Raw genomic sequence first — 14,443 nt, forward strand, 5'->3', positions numbered from 1 at the left:
TATTACAAGTTCTAGCGTTGTAAAAGAGGTTTAATTTTCTTTTCCACTGCTTCACGAGCTCGGAAAATACGCGAACGTACGGTTCCTACAGGGCAATCCATTACTTCTGCAATCTCTTCGTAGCTCAAACCTTCGAGCTCACGCAGCGTCATTGCAGTTTTTAAGTCTTCTGGTAACGCTTCAATCGCACCAAAAACGACCTGTTTCAATTCTTTGGACAGCGTTAAGTTCTCAGGGTTCGATATTTCTTTTAACGCGCTGCCTGTTTCGTAATATTCTGCATCTTCTGCATCAACATCTGTTGCTGGCGGCCTGCGGCTCTGAGCAACAATATGATTTTTAGCGGTGTTCACGGCAATTCGGTACAACCATGTATAGAAGGCACTTTCGCCACGAAAATTAGGTATCGCGCGGTAAGCTTTAATAAAAGCTTCTTGTGCTACATCAGGTACATCACCAGAATTATTCACGTATCGAGAGATAAGGTTACACACTTTATTTTGGTACTTAACCACTAGTAAGTTAAATGCCTGCTTATCTCCACTCTGCACTCGCTCAATCAACACTTGATCGGTTAGCTGCTCGTTCATTCGAGCGGGTACTCCTATTGTTATAACCCTTACCTTCGCAGATATGGGTACTAATTATGCGAAATGTAGTATTGACACCACCGTCTACAAGAGCACTATTGTGACTAAGCCAAATACTGAAAGTTCCAACTTTCTTAAAATTATTTGCCATTATTGTTTCACAATGTGATGTAATAAAAATAGCTATCCCTATTAATTTGGGGAAACTTGAGCAAAAGCAATGGTATTGAGCAATTAAATATTTCTAGATAGCTGTCTATATCTTGATTTTGCATAGCGTTTTAGGATGGCACTGCGGGGATTATAACAGTCTTACCCCAACTCCTAAAACAAGACAGAGTCAATTGAGAGTGGACAACTCTACTATAGCCCGGGATTTAATAAGTTTTATGAACGCAAACCGTGAACATCAGTGTGATGTATTAGTGGTAGGAAGTGGTGCGGCAGGCTTGTCATTAGCCTTACGTGTAGCAGAACATGCAAAAGTAATTGTATTAAGCAAAGGACCACGTAGCGAAGGATCGACGTATTACGCACAAGGTGGTATTGCCGCGGTATTCGATGAATCAGACAGTATTGAGTCTCACGTAGAAGATACTCAAATTGCTGGTGCTGGGCTATGTGAAGAAGATACAGTTCAATTCATTGCTGAAAATGCAAAAGAGTGTGTGCAGTGGCTAATTGATGGCGGCGTTCCATTTGATAAAGATGAGAACAGCACTGAAGGCCAACCTAAATATCACCTCACTCGTGAAGGCGGACACAGCCACCGCCGAATTTTGCACGCTGCCGATGCAACTGGCATGGCGATGCAAACCTCACTACAAGACAACGTCAATAATCACCCCAACATCGAGATCTTTGAGCGTCACAATGCACTTGATTTGATCACAGAAGATAAAGTCGGTGGTTCGAAAGACAAAGTTATCGGTGCCTACATCTGGAACCGTAACCAAGAACACGTAGAAACCGTGCGTGCTAAATTTGTGGTACTCGCAACTGGCGGCGCTTCCAAGGTTTACCAATACACTTCAAACCCTGACGTCTCTTCAGGTGATGGTATTGCTATCGCTTGGCGTGCTGGTTGTCGTGTCGCAAACCTCGAATTCAACCAATTCCACCCAACATGTCTATTCCACCCAGAAGCGCGTAACTTCCTTCTGACAGAAGCATTGCGTGGCGAAGGCGCTTATTTACGTCGCCCTGATGGTTCAAGATTCATGAAGGACTTCGACGAGCGTGGTGAACTGGCCCCTCGTGATGTGGTTGCTCGTGCGATTGATTTTGAAATGAAGCGCTTAGGCGCAGACTGCATGTATGTCGACATCAGCCACAAGCCTGAAGAATTCATTACCGCGCATTTCCCAATGATCCACACGCGTTTGATGGATTTGGGTATCGACATGACCAAAGAGCCGATCCCTATCGTACCGGCTGCCCACTACACTTGTGGTGGTGTGATGGTGAATAAGCAAGGTCAAACCGACTTAACTAACTTATATGCGATTGGCGAAGTGAGCTACACCGGCCTACACGGTGCGAACCGTATGGCTTCAAACTCATTGCTTGAGTGTGTGGTATACGCATGGGCTGCAGCGAAAGATATCGTTGAGAACATCGACCAATCTCAACTGTGTGCTGAACTGCCTGCATGGGATGAAAGCCAAGTCACCAACAGTGATGAAGAGGTAATCATTCAACATAACTGGCACGAGCTAAGACTGTTCATGTGGGATTACATGGGTATTGTTCGAACGGATAAACGTCTAGAACGTGCAATGCGCCGTATTCAGATGCTGCAGCAAGAAACTCATGAGTACTACAGTTACTTTAAGGTTTCGAACAACCTGCTTGAACTGCGTAACTTATTGCAAGTAGCAGAACTGATGGTGCGTTGTGCGATGCAACGTAAAGAGAGCCGAGGCCTGCACTATACGTTGGATTACCCAGAGCTTGCAGAAGACAGCGGTCCAACCATTCTCACACCAGAGAGAAACCAATCATAACCATTGGTTAAAAGTTATTAGCGGCTTAATAGGTTAACCAAAAGCAATCAAATGAAAGGGAGCCAAGTGCTCTCTTTTCTTTTGTCTAACGCTTTCTTTTATTTGATGCTCTAGCTTATCTCGCGGGCTCGTTGTAGGTTTGCCAGAAAATGTCGATACTCACGTTCATCACAACTATCTCGCCATAACAGTACTGAATGTCCACATTCAAAACTCAGTTTAACGAAAAATTGCGCCCAAACCTTATCGACGGTCTTGAGAACATAATGTTGGTCATTCAATCTAACTTCCCCATCGAGTTTGTAATCGAAACAACCATGAGCAGCATTAACCACAACCGTATCGGTTTTGAATAAAGCGATCATGAGATACAAACAGTAGAGACTGGCAACAAGAGGGATGGAGGAGAATACGATGAAAAACAAAAGGCACCCAAAAATAGTGCCTTTTGCAAATAATGCGGAATATGAAGGGTTAAGCTGAAGCCTAACGAACCTTGCTGAGGTTATGCGCGACAATTTTATCAACCATTGATGCATGACCTAGGTTTTCACTGCGCCCGTGTCCCATCACCCAAGTAAACAGATCTGGGTCATCACACTCTAATAGAGAAACAAACTCGCGCTGTTCCTGCTCTTGCAACGAATCAAAACACTCTTCAAAAAATGGCATGATGACTACATCAAGTTCTAACATGCCGCGACGGCAACCCCATTTAATTCGTGCTTTCTGCTCTGCAGTGTACATTGGCTATCCTCACCTATAATTTTTCTTTCTCGGAGTGTAACAAGTCATACGCTCTGCAACTACTATGTGAGTCACAGTCCCTATCTAAGCTCACAAAAAAACCTAGGCTGACAAAGAAACAGAACCGGATTAACATAGAGCCAAATAAAATTCTTAGGAAAGATAAAATGGATTGGAAAAACACATTTCAGCCGCTCGCTCATACGCAAAATGAATCGCTTCCAGAACTGATGATGACACACGTGTCAGATTGGAGCGCAATTACCATGATAGGCGATGACAAAAAGTCGTACCTACAAGGTCAAGTTACTTGCGATGTCGTCACTCTTCCTAATGATGAATCTACATTAGGTGCGCATTGTGATGCGAAAGGAAAGGTATGGAGTATCTTTCGCTTGTTCCACCACAACGGTGGCTACGCACTCATGCAACCTAAGTCTGCGATTGACGTCGAATTAGTTGAAATCAAGAAATACGCCGTATTCTCTAAGGTTGATATCGAGCAAACGTCTGACGTTGTTATCGGTGTGATGGGCGCGTCCGCTGATCAATACATTGACTCGATTTCAGAAAGCCAAGGTAAAGTGCGCGTTATCTCTGGTGGTACAGCGGTTCAAGTCTCCGACAACCGTTGGGCTCTACTTGTGACAGAAGAAGCAGCCGAAGCTTTGGTATCAAACAGCACAGCAGAAAAAGTATCGGAAGCACTTTGGCAGTATCATGAAATTCTTGATGCTCAACCGAACTTATCGAAAGCAGAGCAAAACGAGCACATTCCTCAAGCACTTAACCTGCAAGCGATTGGCGGTATCAGCTTTTCAAAAGGCTGCTACACAGGTCAAGAAACGGTTGCTCGTGCTAAGTATCGTGGCATGAACAAGCGTGAAATGCGCATTGTTTCAGGAACGACTTCAGATGTACTGTCTCTTGAAAATACGATTGAACTAGAACGCAGCGTGGGTGAAAACTGGCGTGGCGCAGGCCGACTATTAAACGTGTATCAATTTGCTGATAACCACGCGATGGGTTTGATGGTGTTGCCAAACAACCTTGATGACGATGTTCAGCTTCGATTGACTGCGCAGCCTGATCAAGTGTGGAACATTCTGCCACTGCCTTACAGCCTTGACGAAGAGTAACCACGTGGAAACTCTGATTACACAATGGTTGGATCAACAGCAGGTGGATTATCGCCTGCTGATGCAAAGCAAACCAACCACCAGCATCGAAGAGACAGCGCAAGAACGAGGCATCGATGCCTCTCAAATGGTCAAGTGCATCCTGCTCAAGGATATGGGAAACCAGTATGCGTTAGCCTGTATTGCTGGTGATCGCTCTGTCGACCCTAAGAAAGTACGCTCGGTACTGAATTGCCGTAGAATGACCTGCGTATCACTGAAAGATGTTGAAGCCATCACTGGCTTTAAGGCTGGATGTGTCGGGCCGCTTGCTCTGAAGAGACACATGCCGATCATTTTTGATCCTTCTCTTCAGAATAACGCCTTCGTGACGATCAGCTCTGGTGATCGAATGGCTGGCGTCGCATTGGATCTCGATGATCTTATGGCTTTGTGTGCCCCTATCGTCGCAGAGATCTGTCGATGATCCACTCTAAGGCGTAATTGATCGCAAACCTCACTTAAAGTTTTCATTAAATACATATTTTGTGTGAAGTTCGTCATAAGAAAAACACATTAATAGTAAATATTTAATCAAAATAAAAGCATAGGTAGTCACAAGATTAAATCTGCGTTATTGTTAATTTACTGACTAGCCTTTAGGTAAATCAGTACAAGTGAATCCACTGAGTAACATCAGTATCCACTTTTGTGTAATGCATCTGTGACTATTCGCCCGTTTTAGACGGGCTTTTTTTATGTCTAAAATTTACAATTTGATTACACAAATAAAAAAATCCCGCCTATTCTTATACTTGTAACATCTCTACTGCTTAATACCGAACAGGAAAGTTCATGGCAGTTTCCCTACTCACTATTATTTTGAGGAGAAGCTCACGTAAAAATAGATATTTACTACAGGAAGTGCTTAGAACAGCACAAATATCTAATAAACGTCAACTCTGCTGCATATTAATCCACGCTTATCACAATTATTATCATGGATTTTTTCTATAATATGCAGGCTAGGTAAATATAAGGATAATTAAGAATGAGACTGTTTAAGCGCTATACACCGGGTATGATTGCTAAACATGTAAGTCGACTTTTCAAAGGACGAATCTACATTTACGGCGTCGGCAAATTTGAGTTTGATAATGGCAAGCTCGTACTACCGGAGCGAGCAGAGAGACGTCATTTTCAAACCGTGAAAGAGATCAACAGTGAAATCATGAAGCTGCGTTGTGCATACGTCTGATCTGATTATCTAACAGAATTCGAAATAAAAAGGGTTAGCATATTAATGCCAACCCTTTTTTAGTACTTATGATTCTGAAAACCTGTTCTGCCACGAGTCATTCGTTATTAATGTTCAACAGCTTAACCATTAAATCACTATCGGTGAGTCACGGGACGTTTTGCTAAATCAGGAAGGTTCCCTGATAGGCCGAGTGCTCTTTTCATGATTTCATCTTTCGCACCAGGCAGTTGACCCGCAAGCTTCATACCGATACCACGAATCAGCTTCTTGGCTGGATTGTCACCTTCAAACAGATCTTTAAAGCCCTGCATAGACGCAATCATCTTCGCCGCCTCTGCTTTTCTCCAGCGCTCATAGCCACGAAGGTTACGCTTAGTACCAATGTCCTCGCCAGCAGCCCACAGCGTTAACAGCTCTTGCGCTAAGCTTGCAGCATCTAATAGCCCTAAGTTGACACCCTGCCCCGCTAACGGGTGAATCGTATGAGCAGCATCACCAACCAAAGCTACACGCTCTACCGCGAAATCTCGTGCGTATCGCATTCGCAGTGGGAAGGCAAAACGCTCACCAACCACTTCGCACAATCCAAGCTTGGCATCAAATTCAGCCGTGAGCTGTTTATTGAAATCAGCATCCGACATGGATACAAGCTTCTCGGCACGATTTGGTTCCGTAGACCAAACGATAGAGCTCATATTCGTTGGTTGCATTGGCAGGAACGCCAGCGGCCCTTGTGGTGTGAATATTTGACGAGCAACACTGTGGTGAGGCTCTGTTGTTTTGATGTTCGCGACGATCGCACTGTGGCCGTAATCCCAATGTGTTAGTGGGATATCTTGCTGTTTGCGAACCCAAGAGTTTGCACCGTCAGCTCCAACAACTAACTTAGCGGTCAGCGCTTGGCCATTGTCTAGCGTTAACCATGCTTCGCTCTCACCAATCGCCATCATTTTGCACGTCGCTGGCATGTATAGGCTGACATTATCTTGCTTCTTAACCTGATCAAGCAGCGCTAATTGAATTACGCGGTTCTCTACAATATGGCCTAGGTTAGGCTGTGCTAAGCGTGTCGAGTCAAACTCGATGCGAGCAAAGCTGTCTTGTTCCCACACTTCCATCGCTTGGTAGGGCGCAGCACGTCTTTGTTCGATACCTTGCCATGCCCCTAGATTACGCAGAATGACTTCACTCGAACGGCTCAGCGCCGACACTCTCACATCGGGTAATTCACTAAGCCCTTCACTGGGAGCTTTGCCTTCAATCACCGCAACTCTTAAGTCACTGTCTTTCAATGCGGCCGCGAGCGCTAGGCCAACCATGCCACCGCCAACAATAGCGATATCAACACTTTGCATCATTATTTTTTACCTTATCTATCTACTAGGCCAAGCGTATGACGCAAAAGTGGACCTTTAAGAGATGGGAGGTTATCGATTACGGCTAACCCAAGATTACGCCCAATACGAGCGGTCATAAAATCATTTGAGAACAGATGAACGAGGCTTGAAGTCAACGTAATCGTAGTGTCTCTGTCTTGTTCTCTACGCTTTCTAAAGTTAACAAGACCAGTGTAACGCCCAACATCATCCAGTTGGTTACATAACTCTTCAGCCAAAGAAGCGACATCACGAATGCCGAGGTTAAAACCTTGGCCCGCAATGGGGTGAAGCGTTTGAGCAGCATTGCCTACGATCGCAAAACGATGAGAAATATTCTGCTGGCGATGACGAAGAATTAATGGGTAACTCGCACGCTTGCCCACTTTTTCCAATCGCCCCAATCGCCAACCAAAATCTTTCTGCAGCTGCTCAAGAAATTCGTTGTCGCTTAAAGCGACGACTTGCTGTGCTTGCTCTGGTGGCAGACACCAAACCAGAGACAAACGATTGTCACTCATCGGTAACAGAGCAACTGGCCCATGATAAGTAAAACGCTCAAAGGCTCGACCTTGATGAGGCTCACTAGCAACGATATTGGCAATCACAGCAACTTGTTCAAAGTCATGTTCACTCAATGGGATATTCAGTTGCTGACAACAGGTTGAGATAGCACCGTCAGCTGCAACCAATAACTTAGTGGTTACTGTTTGCCCACTTGTAAGCTCAATCGTCGTTAACGATTCATCACGTTCAACGGTTCTAACAGACTCAGGGCAAAGCATCGTAATTGCTGCTTCTGATTCTAATTTCTGCTGATAGATCCGACCAACATCCGCCAACTCCACCACGTAGCCAAGCGCATCAACAGCAAGGTCTTCACTGTAGATATCCGTCATTCCAGCATGACCTCGATCTGATACATGAATATCTTTGATCGGGGTTGCAACGGGAGCGATAGATTGCCACAACTGCAAAAAGTCAAGGATCTGAACTGTACCATAGGACAAAGCGATAGAACGAGAATCGAATCCAGGGTGAGCTTGATGATCAACCTGATAAGGCTCCACTACCGCAATAGACAGAGAGCCTTGACTTAAGTGGTTCAGAGCAAGGGCCAAGGTTGCCCCCGCCATTGCACCACCAGCAATTACAACATCATACTGAGCCATCATAACCTCAAGCGAGCAAACGAATTAGTGAATGGTTGGAGCGGCATCTTCAGATGGACGAGCACCAAACTCTGCATGAATCGTTAATGCACACGCTTTGACATGCTCGATAACGTGTTCTAGAAGCTGTGCTTGCTCTTCTAAGTCGTCTTCTTCATCAATACCCAGCTTCGCCATCTCTTCCAGATCAGCCAAGGCTTCTTTGGTGCCATCAGACGCTTTGTTTAACGGAGCGCCCACTAAACCCAAACCAGAAATAAAGTGGTTAATCCAATCAGACACACCATCAGCAAGGTCAAATAGGCTCGCACTTGCGTCTTCATCAGGCAACAACATAGATAATTCCATGCCAGAACCAGTAATTTCGCTGGTCGTCACCTTTAATGTAGCTTCTGCTAACGTTAAGACACGATCAGGCCAACCCATGCCTTCATTGGTGTAATCAAAGATCAGTGGTTGCCAGCTTTTATCTGTAAGGTTTAAACCTCCACTTAACATACCCGTTAACAGACCATGCATTTCAGCAGGTGTTACGGCTAGGCTTGCCGATTGAAGTTCAGTCGCAACCGTTAGGTAGTCAGGTAAAGTAGTTTCGCTCATCAGTAGCTCGCTCAGTTATTCTTTATATCGATAGTATAATCGTACCACTTCACCCCAATTCTGGTAAGCATCGATCCCCAGCAATTGAAGGATGACTGACTACCAAATGTTCAATTTGCTGAATTACTGTGTGCTCAAGCTCTCATTTACAAACAGTCACTCTGAAAAGCTTGAATCTTAATAGCGGTTTACCTATAGTTTCTCCCTCAGAGGAGATTGCTTCCTCAGCGGTGTTTGCTCTTTTTCTTTTTCAAAAAGGAGAAAGTGCAACAGCCTTAAAAATAGCGCGTTAAAGAGTTCATCCATCATGAGTAATCAAGCGGTAGACGTTGAAATATTAGGAAAACTGACTCGAGTTAATTGTCCTCCTGGGCAAGAGGAGTCATTAATTGCAGCGGCGGCCGATCTTGATAATCGATTGAAAGAGATGGCTGAACGTACTAAGGTAACCAATGAAGTGAAGCTGCTAACGATCGCAGCTCTGAATATTTGTTATGAGCTACAAACCAAGAAGTTTGAAGCAAACGACGAACAAAACGCACTGACCGAGCGAATGGAACAGCTCACGACATCACTTTCTGATGTCCTCAGTAAAGTTAAGCACGGACAGCAATAGCGTACACAAAATTTACCCTGGAGTGTTTGTCAGAGGATTCACGTCCCCGAGCCGATAAGCAATCCCTAAGGGTTAGTACTTGAGTGCTATTGAGCATGCTCGGTCCGCCGAGAAGCCTACGGTAATCATTGCTGATCCGCCTTGAACTCGCTGGTTCAAGGGCCATCTATTCTCAACGGCACTTTGGGGTATCCCTTCTTATGAAGACGCTCACACGCAGCGAATTTCGCAAACAGATCCGCACCAAACGTAATGCATTATCTGGCGAACAACAAACTCAATCCGGTTTAGATTTAGTCCAGCAGTGTGCTCAACTTGATGAAATTCAGTCTGCTCAGCATATCGCACTCTATATATCCATCGATGGCGAACTCGATACCCAGCCGTTAATTGAATGGTTATGGGCGCAAGGTAAGCAAACTTATTTACCGGTATTGCACCCCTTCTCAGCCGGACACCTGTTATTTCTTCATTATTCTCCAGACACACCGACCGTCCTTAATAAATACGGTATCGTTGAACCTCAGCTGAATCAATTGCTCGTCAAACCATGCCAACAACTCGATCTTATTCTCACACCCTTGGTGGGCTTTGACTCTCAGGGACATCGCTTAGGAATGGGCGGTGGATATTACGATCGCACTTTGGCTCAATGGTTTGAGACCGGCAATGGCGCAACCCCGATTGGTCTCGCTCACGATTGTCAACATGTCAATCGCTTACCTATTGAAGGTTGGGACATTCCGTTACCTAAAATCGTGACTCCGAGTAAAACTTGGCAATGGGAAAACAACCATTAAAGCGCTATAATCGCGCCGCAAACGTTAACCTCGATATACAAACGTTAACTTTAATACGCGAACGATTAATTCACAGCGCAAGACCTTATTCAGGAGAATGGCATGACTCAAGATGAAATGAAAAAAGCAGCTGGCTGGGCAGCACTTCAATATGTTGAAGAAGGCAGCATTGTAGGTGTCGGTACTGGCTCTACAGTAAATCACTTCATCGACGCACTTGGCACAATGAAAGACAAAATCAAAGGTGCGGTTTCAAGCTCTGTAGCCTCTACTGAAAAACTAGAAGCGCTAGAAATCAAAGTTTTTGAGTGCAATGACGTATTCAAGTTAGACATCTATGTGGATGGCGCGGATGAAATTAACAGTTCACGCGATATGATCAAAGGCGGTGGTGCTGCTTTGACCCGTGAAAAAATCGTTGCCGCTATCTCAGACAAGTTTATTTGTATCGTTGATGGTACGAAAGCAGTTGATGTGTTGGGTAAATTCCCACTGCCTGTTGAAGTTATCCCAATGGCACGTTCATACGTTGCTCGTGAATTAGTAAAACTTGGTGGTGACCCAGTTTACCGCGAAGGCTGCACAACCGATAACGGCAACGTGATCCTAGATGTGTACGGCATGGCGATCGAAAATCCAAAACAGCTAGAAGATATCATCAATGGTATCGCTGGTGTGGTAACGGTTGGTCTGTTCGCTCACCGTGGTGCTGATGTAGTTATCACTGGCACGCCTGAAGGTGCAAAAATCGAAGAATAAATAATAGAAGATTGAGTTTTTCTGTTACTTCATTACATACGGTGCCCGAGGGCGCCGTTTTTTTTGCTTTATACCTGTAAAATTATGTCTTATTCCGTAATTTTCTTACCCAAAACATTTTTTTTTGTTACTTTATTGTTCAGAAGACGCACAGGGAAAACGTTTGTCTCCTGACAAAGTGGTGAATTTGTTCCCCTTTCAGCCATTTTGTAGCACGTGCGCCGCATTTGCCCAACCTTTCCATTTTAAGGACGAGAACAATGGCCAAAGTTTCACTGGAAAAAGAAAAAATAAAAATTCTACTTCTAGAAGGTCTTCACCCTTCTTCTGTAGAAGTACTGCAAGCCGCTGGTTACACAAATATTGAGTACCACAAAGGCTCGCTACCTGAAGATGAACTTCTTGAAGCAGTAAAAGATGCTCACTTCATTGGTATCCGTTCTCGCACAAACATCTCCCAAGAAGTTATTGATGCGGCTGAAAAGCTGGTTGCAGTCGGTTGTTTCTGTATTGGTACTAACCAAGTAAACCTTCAAGCGGCAGCAAAACGTGGTATCCCTGTGTTCAACGCTCCGTTCTCAAACACTCGAAGTGTTGCTGAGCTGGTTCTTGGTCAGGTTCTACTACTACTTCGTGGTATCCCTGAAAAGAATGCTCTTGCTCACCGTGGTATCTGGAAAAAGAGTGCAGACAACTCTTACGAAGCTCGTGGTAAGCGTTTAGGTATTATTGGCTACGGTCACATTGGTACTCAGCTGGGTATTATTGCTGAAAACCTTGGTATGCGTGTTTACTTCTACGATATCGAAAACAAGCTGTCTTTGGGTAACGCAACTCAAGTCCATACAATGACTGATCTTCTGAACAAGTGTGATGTCATTTCTCTGCATGTTCCAGAAACTAATGAAACCAAGAACATGATGGGCAAAGAAGAGTTCGACCGCATGAAACCAGGTTCTATCTTCATCAACGCCGCTCGTGGCACTGTTGTTGATATCCCAGCATTATGTGGCGCTCTAGATTCTGGTCACCTTGCGGGTGCAGCTATCGATGTTTTCCCAACAGAACCAAAAACTAATGCTGACCCATTTGAGTCACCATTGATGCAGTTCGATAACGTGATTCTTACCCCTCACGTTGGTGGTTCAACACAGGAAGCACAAGAGAACATCGGCGTAGAAGTTGCTGGTAAGCTTGCTAAGTACTCTGATAATGGCTCTACACTATCAAGTGTTAACTTCCCTGAGGTTTCACTGCCATTGCATACAGGCACTTCTCGTTTGCTACACATCCACGAGAACCGTCCAGGTATTCTTACTCAGATCAACACCATCTTCGCTGAAGAAGGCATCAACATCGCAGGTCAGTATCTACAAACTGCCGCAGATATGGGTTATGTGGTTATCGATGTGGAAGCTGATCGTTCACAAGAAGCTCTGCTTAAATTGAAAGAGATCGAAGGCACAATCCGTGCTCGTCTTCTTCACTAATCATCGAATTAGACCATAAGTAAAAACAGAAAAGGCTCTCGCAATGAGAGCCTTTTTAGTATTTGGCCTATGGTAGGTAAAAAGATCATGATGATCCAAAACCTTCTTAAGGTGCGTTCACTACTCTTCTAATTGGTAGATCACGTTGACACGATCACGAATGGTGATCGTTGAATCTTCATAAGAGTTCGATTCTGTTCTTGCATCCATCGCCATTGAACGCATGAGCACAGGCTGTGAAGACTGTGCGTTATAATCCACACGCCACACATCACCTAGATCACGCTCAAAACCACTCGCCAATGATTTGGCTTTCGATCTCGCATCCTTGATTGCTTCTAAACGAGCCTGCTCTTGATACTTAGCTTGATCACGAACCTGCAGTTGAATGTTATCGATCTGATTAATACCCTGACCAATAGCAATATCCATGTAGTCATTTAGATTAGCTAAATCATTAACTTGAACCGTCACATTACGTGAAGCACGGTAGCCAACCAGTTCAGGCTTACCATCTTTCGGGTAATGGTATTGAGGCGATAAGTACAGGTTAGAGCTGTGTACGCTAGCCTCATCAACCCCTGCTTTTTGCAGCTTGTTGAGAAAGCCTGTCACGACTTTATCGACAGTATTTTTAGCTTGTTCAGCGGTCATTGTTGATTCTACAACTCTAACAGAGAATGTTGCCATATCCGGTGTCGCGATCACTTCACCATAGCCCGTCGTTGAAATATGCGGAAAAGAGGGAGAATTTGCCAATGATGGAAAACTCACAGCACTCAACGCTGCAGTAAGAGTAAGAGACGTTGCTAAGATTTTTGGTACAAACTTCATTAGGAAAACCCACGCTGAACAAATGTTCTTTTATCATAGAGCAATTTGTCGCATAGCCAATCCTGATACCCAACTTCTAACAGAACTTTGACGATGAAAAAACCAACAGTTTACTGAGGTAAGTGATTGTGAGCATAACTTAATATGGCTTGAGAGATTTCCTTCAACACCCCACTCTCAAGCTGCCAATGGTGCCAATAGATACGATAAGACAGCAAGAAGCCGGGCGTGACATCAATCAGTGTCCCTGATTTCAACTCTTCAACAATCTGCAGTCGAGGGATCAAACAATAGGCGACACCAGAGAGAGCGAGTCGCACAAAAGCTTCTGAACTTCCCACCGTATGATTGATAACGCTGTCTCTCGGAACATTAAAATGATCATGCAAAAACTTCTTATGCAGATCATCGTATTGGTCATACGAAACCGCAGGAGCTTTGGTTAATGTCGAATAGTTCACCCCATCAGAGAAGTAGCGTTGATGAAAGCTAGGACTCGCCACACACACGTAGTCCATACGACCGAGATAGTCAGCGCTGCACCCAGGAATAGGCTGTGATTCAAGACTGATCGCCCCTGCTACTTCCCCACTCTTAATTTTTTCGATCGTTCTCGATTCACCATGAATCGCAAGGTTCAACTCAACTTGACGTGAGTTCATCACATCAGATAACGCAGGCAACAGCCATGTCGCCAAACTATCAGCATTGGTCGCTATTGATAGGGAAAGAGGTTGAGTACCCTCTTCATTCATCAACTCAGGGACAAGCTCATGCTCTAACAAACGAACACGACGATACAAACCCAACAGCTTTTTTCCTGCCGGTGTTGGTCTTGGCGGACTTTCTCTCACAAGCGCGGGTTGGGCTAACCATTTTTCCAGTTGTTTGATGCGTTGAGACACCGCCGATTGGGAGATGTACAACTGCTCAGCCGCCCTTTCAAAACTGCGTTGTTTCACTACTGCATCGAGTGCTTCTATCCATTTGTAATCCAATCCACGCATCAACTTGTTTCCTTTTTAACCTAACTACCACCGACATTAGCAACTCTAATAATAGATTAAAATCATT

At 44.5% G+C, this 14,443-nt stretch carries 16 protein-coding genes and 1 other RNA gene; 9 read left to right on the top strand and 8 right to left on the bottom strand.

What is annotated here, in order from left to right:
• Window positions 1-11 precede the first annotated feature (11 nt).
• Window positions 12-590 (bottom strand): RNA polymerase sigma factor RpoE, encoded by a 579-nt coding sequence (gene rpoE, locus QWZ07_RS19830; RefSeq protein WP_008223963.1) that lies wholly within the window; start codon window positions 588-590, stop codon window positions 12-14.
• A 389-nt stretch (window positions 591-979) separates the two neighbouring features.
• Between rpoE and nadB the strand changes: the two genes are divergently transcribed.
• Complete coding sequence (nadB, locus tag QWZ07_RS19835) at window positions 980-2,596, top strand: L-aspartate oxidase (protein ID WP_017108682.1); 1,617 nt, start codon at window positions 980-982, stop codon at window positions 2,594-2,596.
• A gap of 110 nt (window positions 2,597-2,706) precedes the next feature.
• On the opposite strand, the gene QWZ07_RS26420 is transcribed toward nadB, so the two are convergent.
• Window positions 2,707-3,135 carry a protein YgfX gene (locus tag QWZ07_RS26420; RefSeq protein ID WP_318842396.1) on the bottom strand — a complete coding sequence of 143 codons (429 nt, stop codon included), beginning with the start codon at window positions 3,133-3,135 and terminating at the stop codon, window positions 2,707-2,709.
• Entirely contained in the window at window positions 3,083-3,343 is a 261-nt protein-coding gene (locus tag QWZ07_RS19845) for an FAD assembly factor SdhE (protein ID WP_004735374.1), read from the bottom strand. The genes QWZ07_RS26420 and QWZ07_RS19845 overlap by 53 nt, the downstream gene beginning before the upstream one ends.
• A gap of 167 nt (window positions 3,344-3,510) precedes the next feature.
• On the opposite strand from QWZ07_RS19845, the gene ygfZ reads away from it, so the two are divergent.
• From ygfZ to QWZ07_RS19860, 3 genes are all read left to right on the top strand, one after another.
• Window positions 3,511-4,482: a tRNA-modifying protein YgfZ gene (gene ygfZ, locus QWZ07_RS19850; protein WP_192852315.1), complete on the top strand. Its 972-nt coding sequence runs from the start codon at window positions 3,511-3,513 to the stop codon at window positions 4,480-4,482.
• A 4-nt stretch (window positions 4,483-4,486) separates the two neighbouring features.
• On the top strand, window positions 4,487-4,948 hold the full coding sequence (locus QWZ07_RS19855; protein ID WP_017108135.1) for an aminoacyl-tRNA deacylase: 462 nt from the start codon (window positions 4,487-4,489) through the stop codon (window positions 4,946-4,948).
• A gap of 564 nt (window positions 4,949-5,512) precedes the next feature.
• Complete coding sequence (locus tag QWZ07_RS19860) at window positions 5,513-5,719, top strand: DUF1107 domain-containing protein (protein WP_192852316.1); 207 nt, start codon at window positions 5,513-5,515, stop codon at window positions 5,717-5,719.
• A gap of 137 nt (window positions 5,720-5,856) precedes the next feature.
• Here QWZ07_RS19860 and QWZ07_RS19865 read toward each other — a convergent pair whose 3' ends face one another.
• Genes QWZ07_RS19865 through QWZ07_RS19875 form a run of 3 tightly spaced genes read right to left on the bottom strand, consistent with a single transcriptional unit; the run spans window position 5,857 to window position 8,870 of the window.
• Entirely contained in the window at window positions 5,857-7,080 is a 1,224-nt protein-coding gene (locus QWZ07_RS19865) for an FAD-dependent 2-octaprenylphenol hydroxylase (RefSeq protein ID WP_192852317.1), read from the bottom strand.
• Window positions 7,081-7,091: 11 nt separating this feature from the next.
• A complete protein-coding gene (ubiH, locus tag QWZ07_RS19870) occupies window positions 7,092-8,270 on the bottom strand; it encodes a 2-octaprenyl-6-methoxyphenyl hydroxylase (protein ID WP_192852336.1) in 1,179 nt (392 codons plus the stop codon).
• A 24-nt stretch (window positions 8,271-8,294) separates the two neighbouring features.
• Window positions 8,295-8,870: a YecA/YgfB family protein gene (locus QWZ07_RS19875; protein WP_017108131.1), complete on the bottom strand. Its 576-nt coding sequence runs from the start codon at window positions 8,868-8,870 to the stop codon at window positions 8,295-8,297.
• A 307-nt stretch (window positions 8,871-9,177) separates the two neighbouring features.
• On the opposite strand from QWZ07_RS19875, the gene zapA reads away from it, so the two are divergent.
• The 5 genes from zapA (at window position 9,178) to serA (ending at window position 12,535) form a co-directional block, all read left to right on the top strand.
• The gene (zapA, locus tag QWZ07_RS19880) at window positions 9,178-9,486 is read left to right on the top strand and encodes a cell division protein ZapA (protein WP_004735366.1); all 309 of its coding nucleotides are present in this window, start codon (window positions 9,178-9,180) and stop codon (window positions 9,484-9,486) included.
• 11 nt (window positions 9,487-9,497) lie between these two features.
• Window positions 9,498-9,680, top strand: a non-coding RNA gene (ssrS, locus tag QWZ07_RS19885) — 6S RNA.
• 6 nt (window positions 9,681-9,686) lie between these two features.
• Window positions 9,687-10,286, top strand: a complete 600-nt coding sequence (locus QWZ07_RS19890; protein WP_192852318.1) for a 5-formyltetrahydrofolate cyclo-ligase — start codon at window positions 9,687-9,689, stop codon at window positions 10,284-10,286.
• 102 nt (window positions 10,287-10,388) lie between these two features.
• A complete protein-coding gene (rpiA, locus tag QWZ07_RS19895; protein WP_102327117.1) occupies window positions 10,389-11,045 on the top strand; it encodes a ribose-5-phosphate isomerase RpiA in 657 nt (218 codons plus the stop codon).
• 260 nt (window positions 11,046-11,305) lie between these two features.
• Complete coding sequence (gene serA / locus QWZ07_RS19900) at window positions 11,306-12,535, top strand: phosphoglycerate dehydrogenase (RefSeq protein ID WP_017108127.1); 1,230 nt, start codon at window positions 11,306-11,308, stop codon at window positions 12,533-12,535.
• A 120-nt stretch (window positions 12,536-12,655) separates the two neighbouring features.
• On the opposite strand, the gene QWZ07_RS19905 is transcribed toward serA, so the two are convergent.
• Both QWZ07_RS19905 and QWZ07_RS19910 read right to left on the bottom strand, forming a co-directional pair.
• On the bottom strand, window positions 12,656-13,369 hold the full coding sequence (locus tag QWZ07_RS19905) for an oxidative stress defense protein (protein ID WP_065110775.1): 714 nt from the start codon (window positions 13,367-13,369) through the stop codon (window positions 12,656-12,658).
• 110 nt (window positions 13,370-13,479) lie between these two features.
• On the bottom strand, window positions 13,480-14,376 hold the full coding sequence (locus QWZ07_RS19910) for a LysR family transcriptional regulator ArgP (protein WP_192852319.1): 897 nt from the start codon (window positions 14,374-14,376) through the stop codon (window positions 13,480-13,482).
• Window positions 14,377-14,443: the final 67 nt, after the last annotated feature.

The organism is Vibrio lentus, assembly GCF_030409755.1.
Classification (GTDB): Bacteria; Pseudomonadota; Gammaproteobacteria; order Enterobacterales; family Vibrionaceae; genus Vibrio; species Vibrio lentus.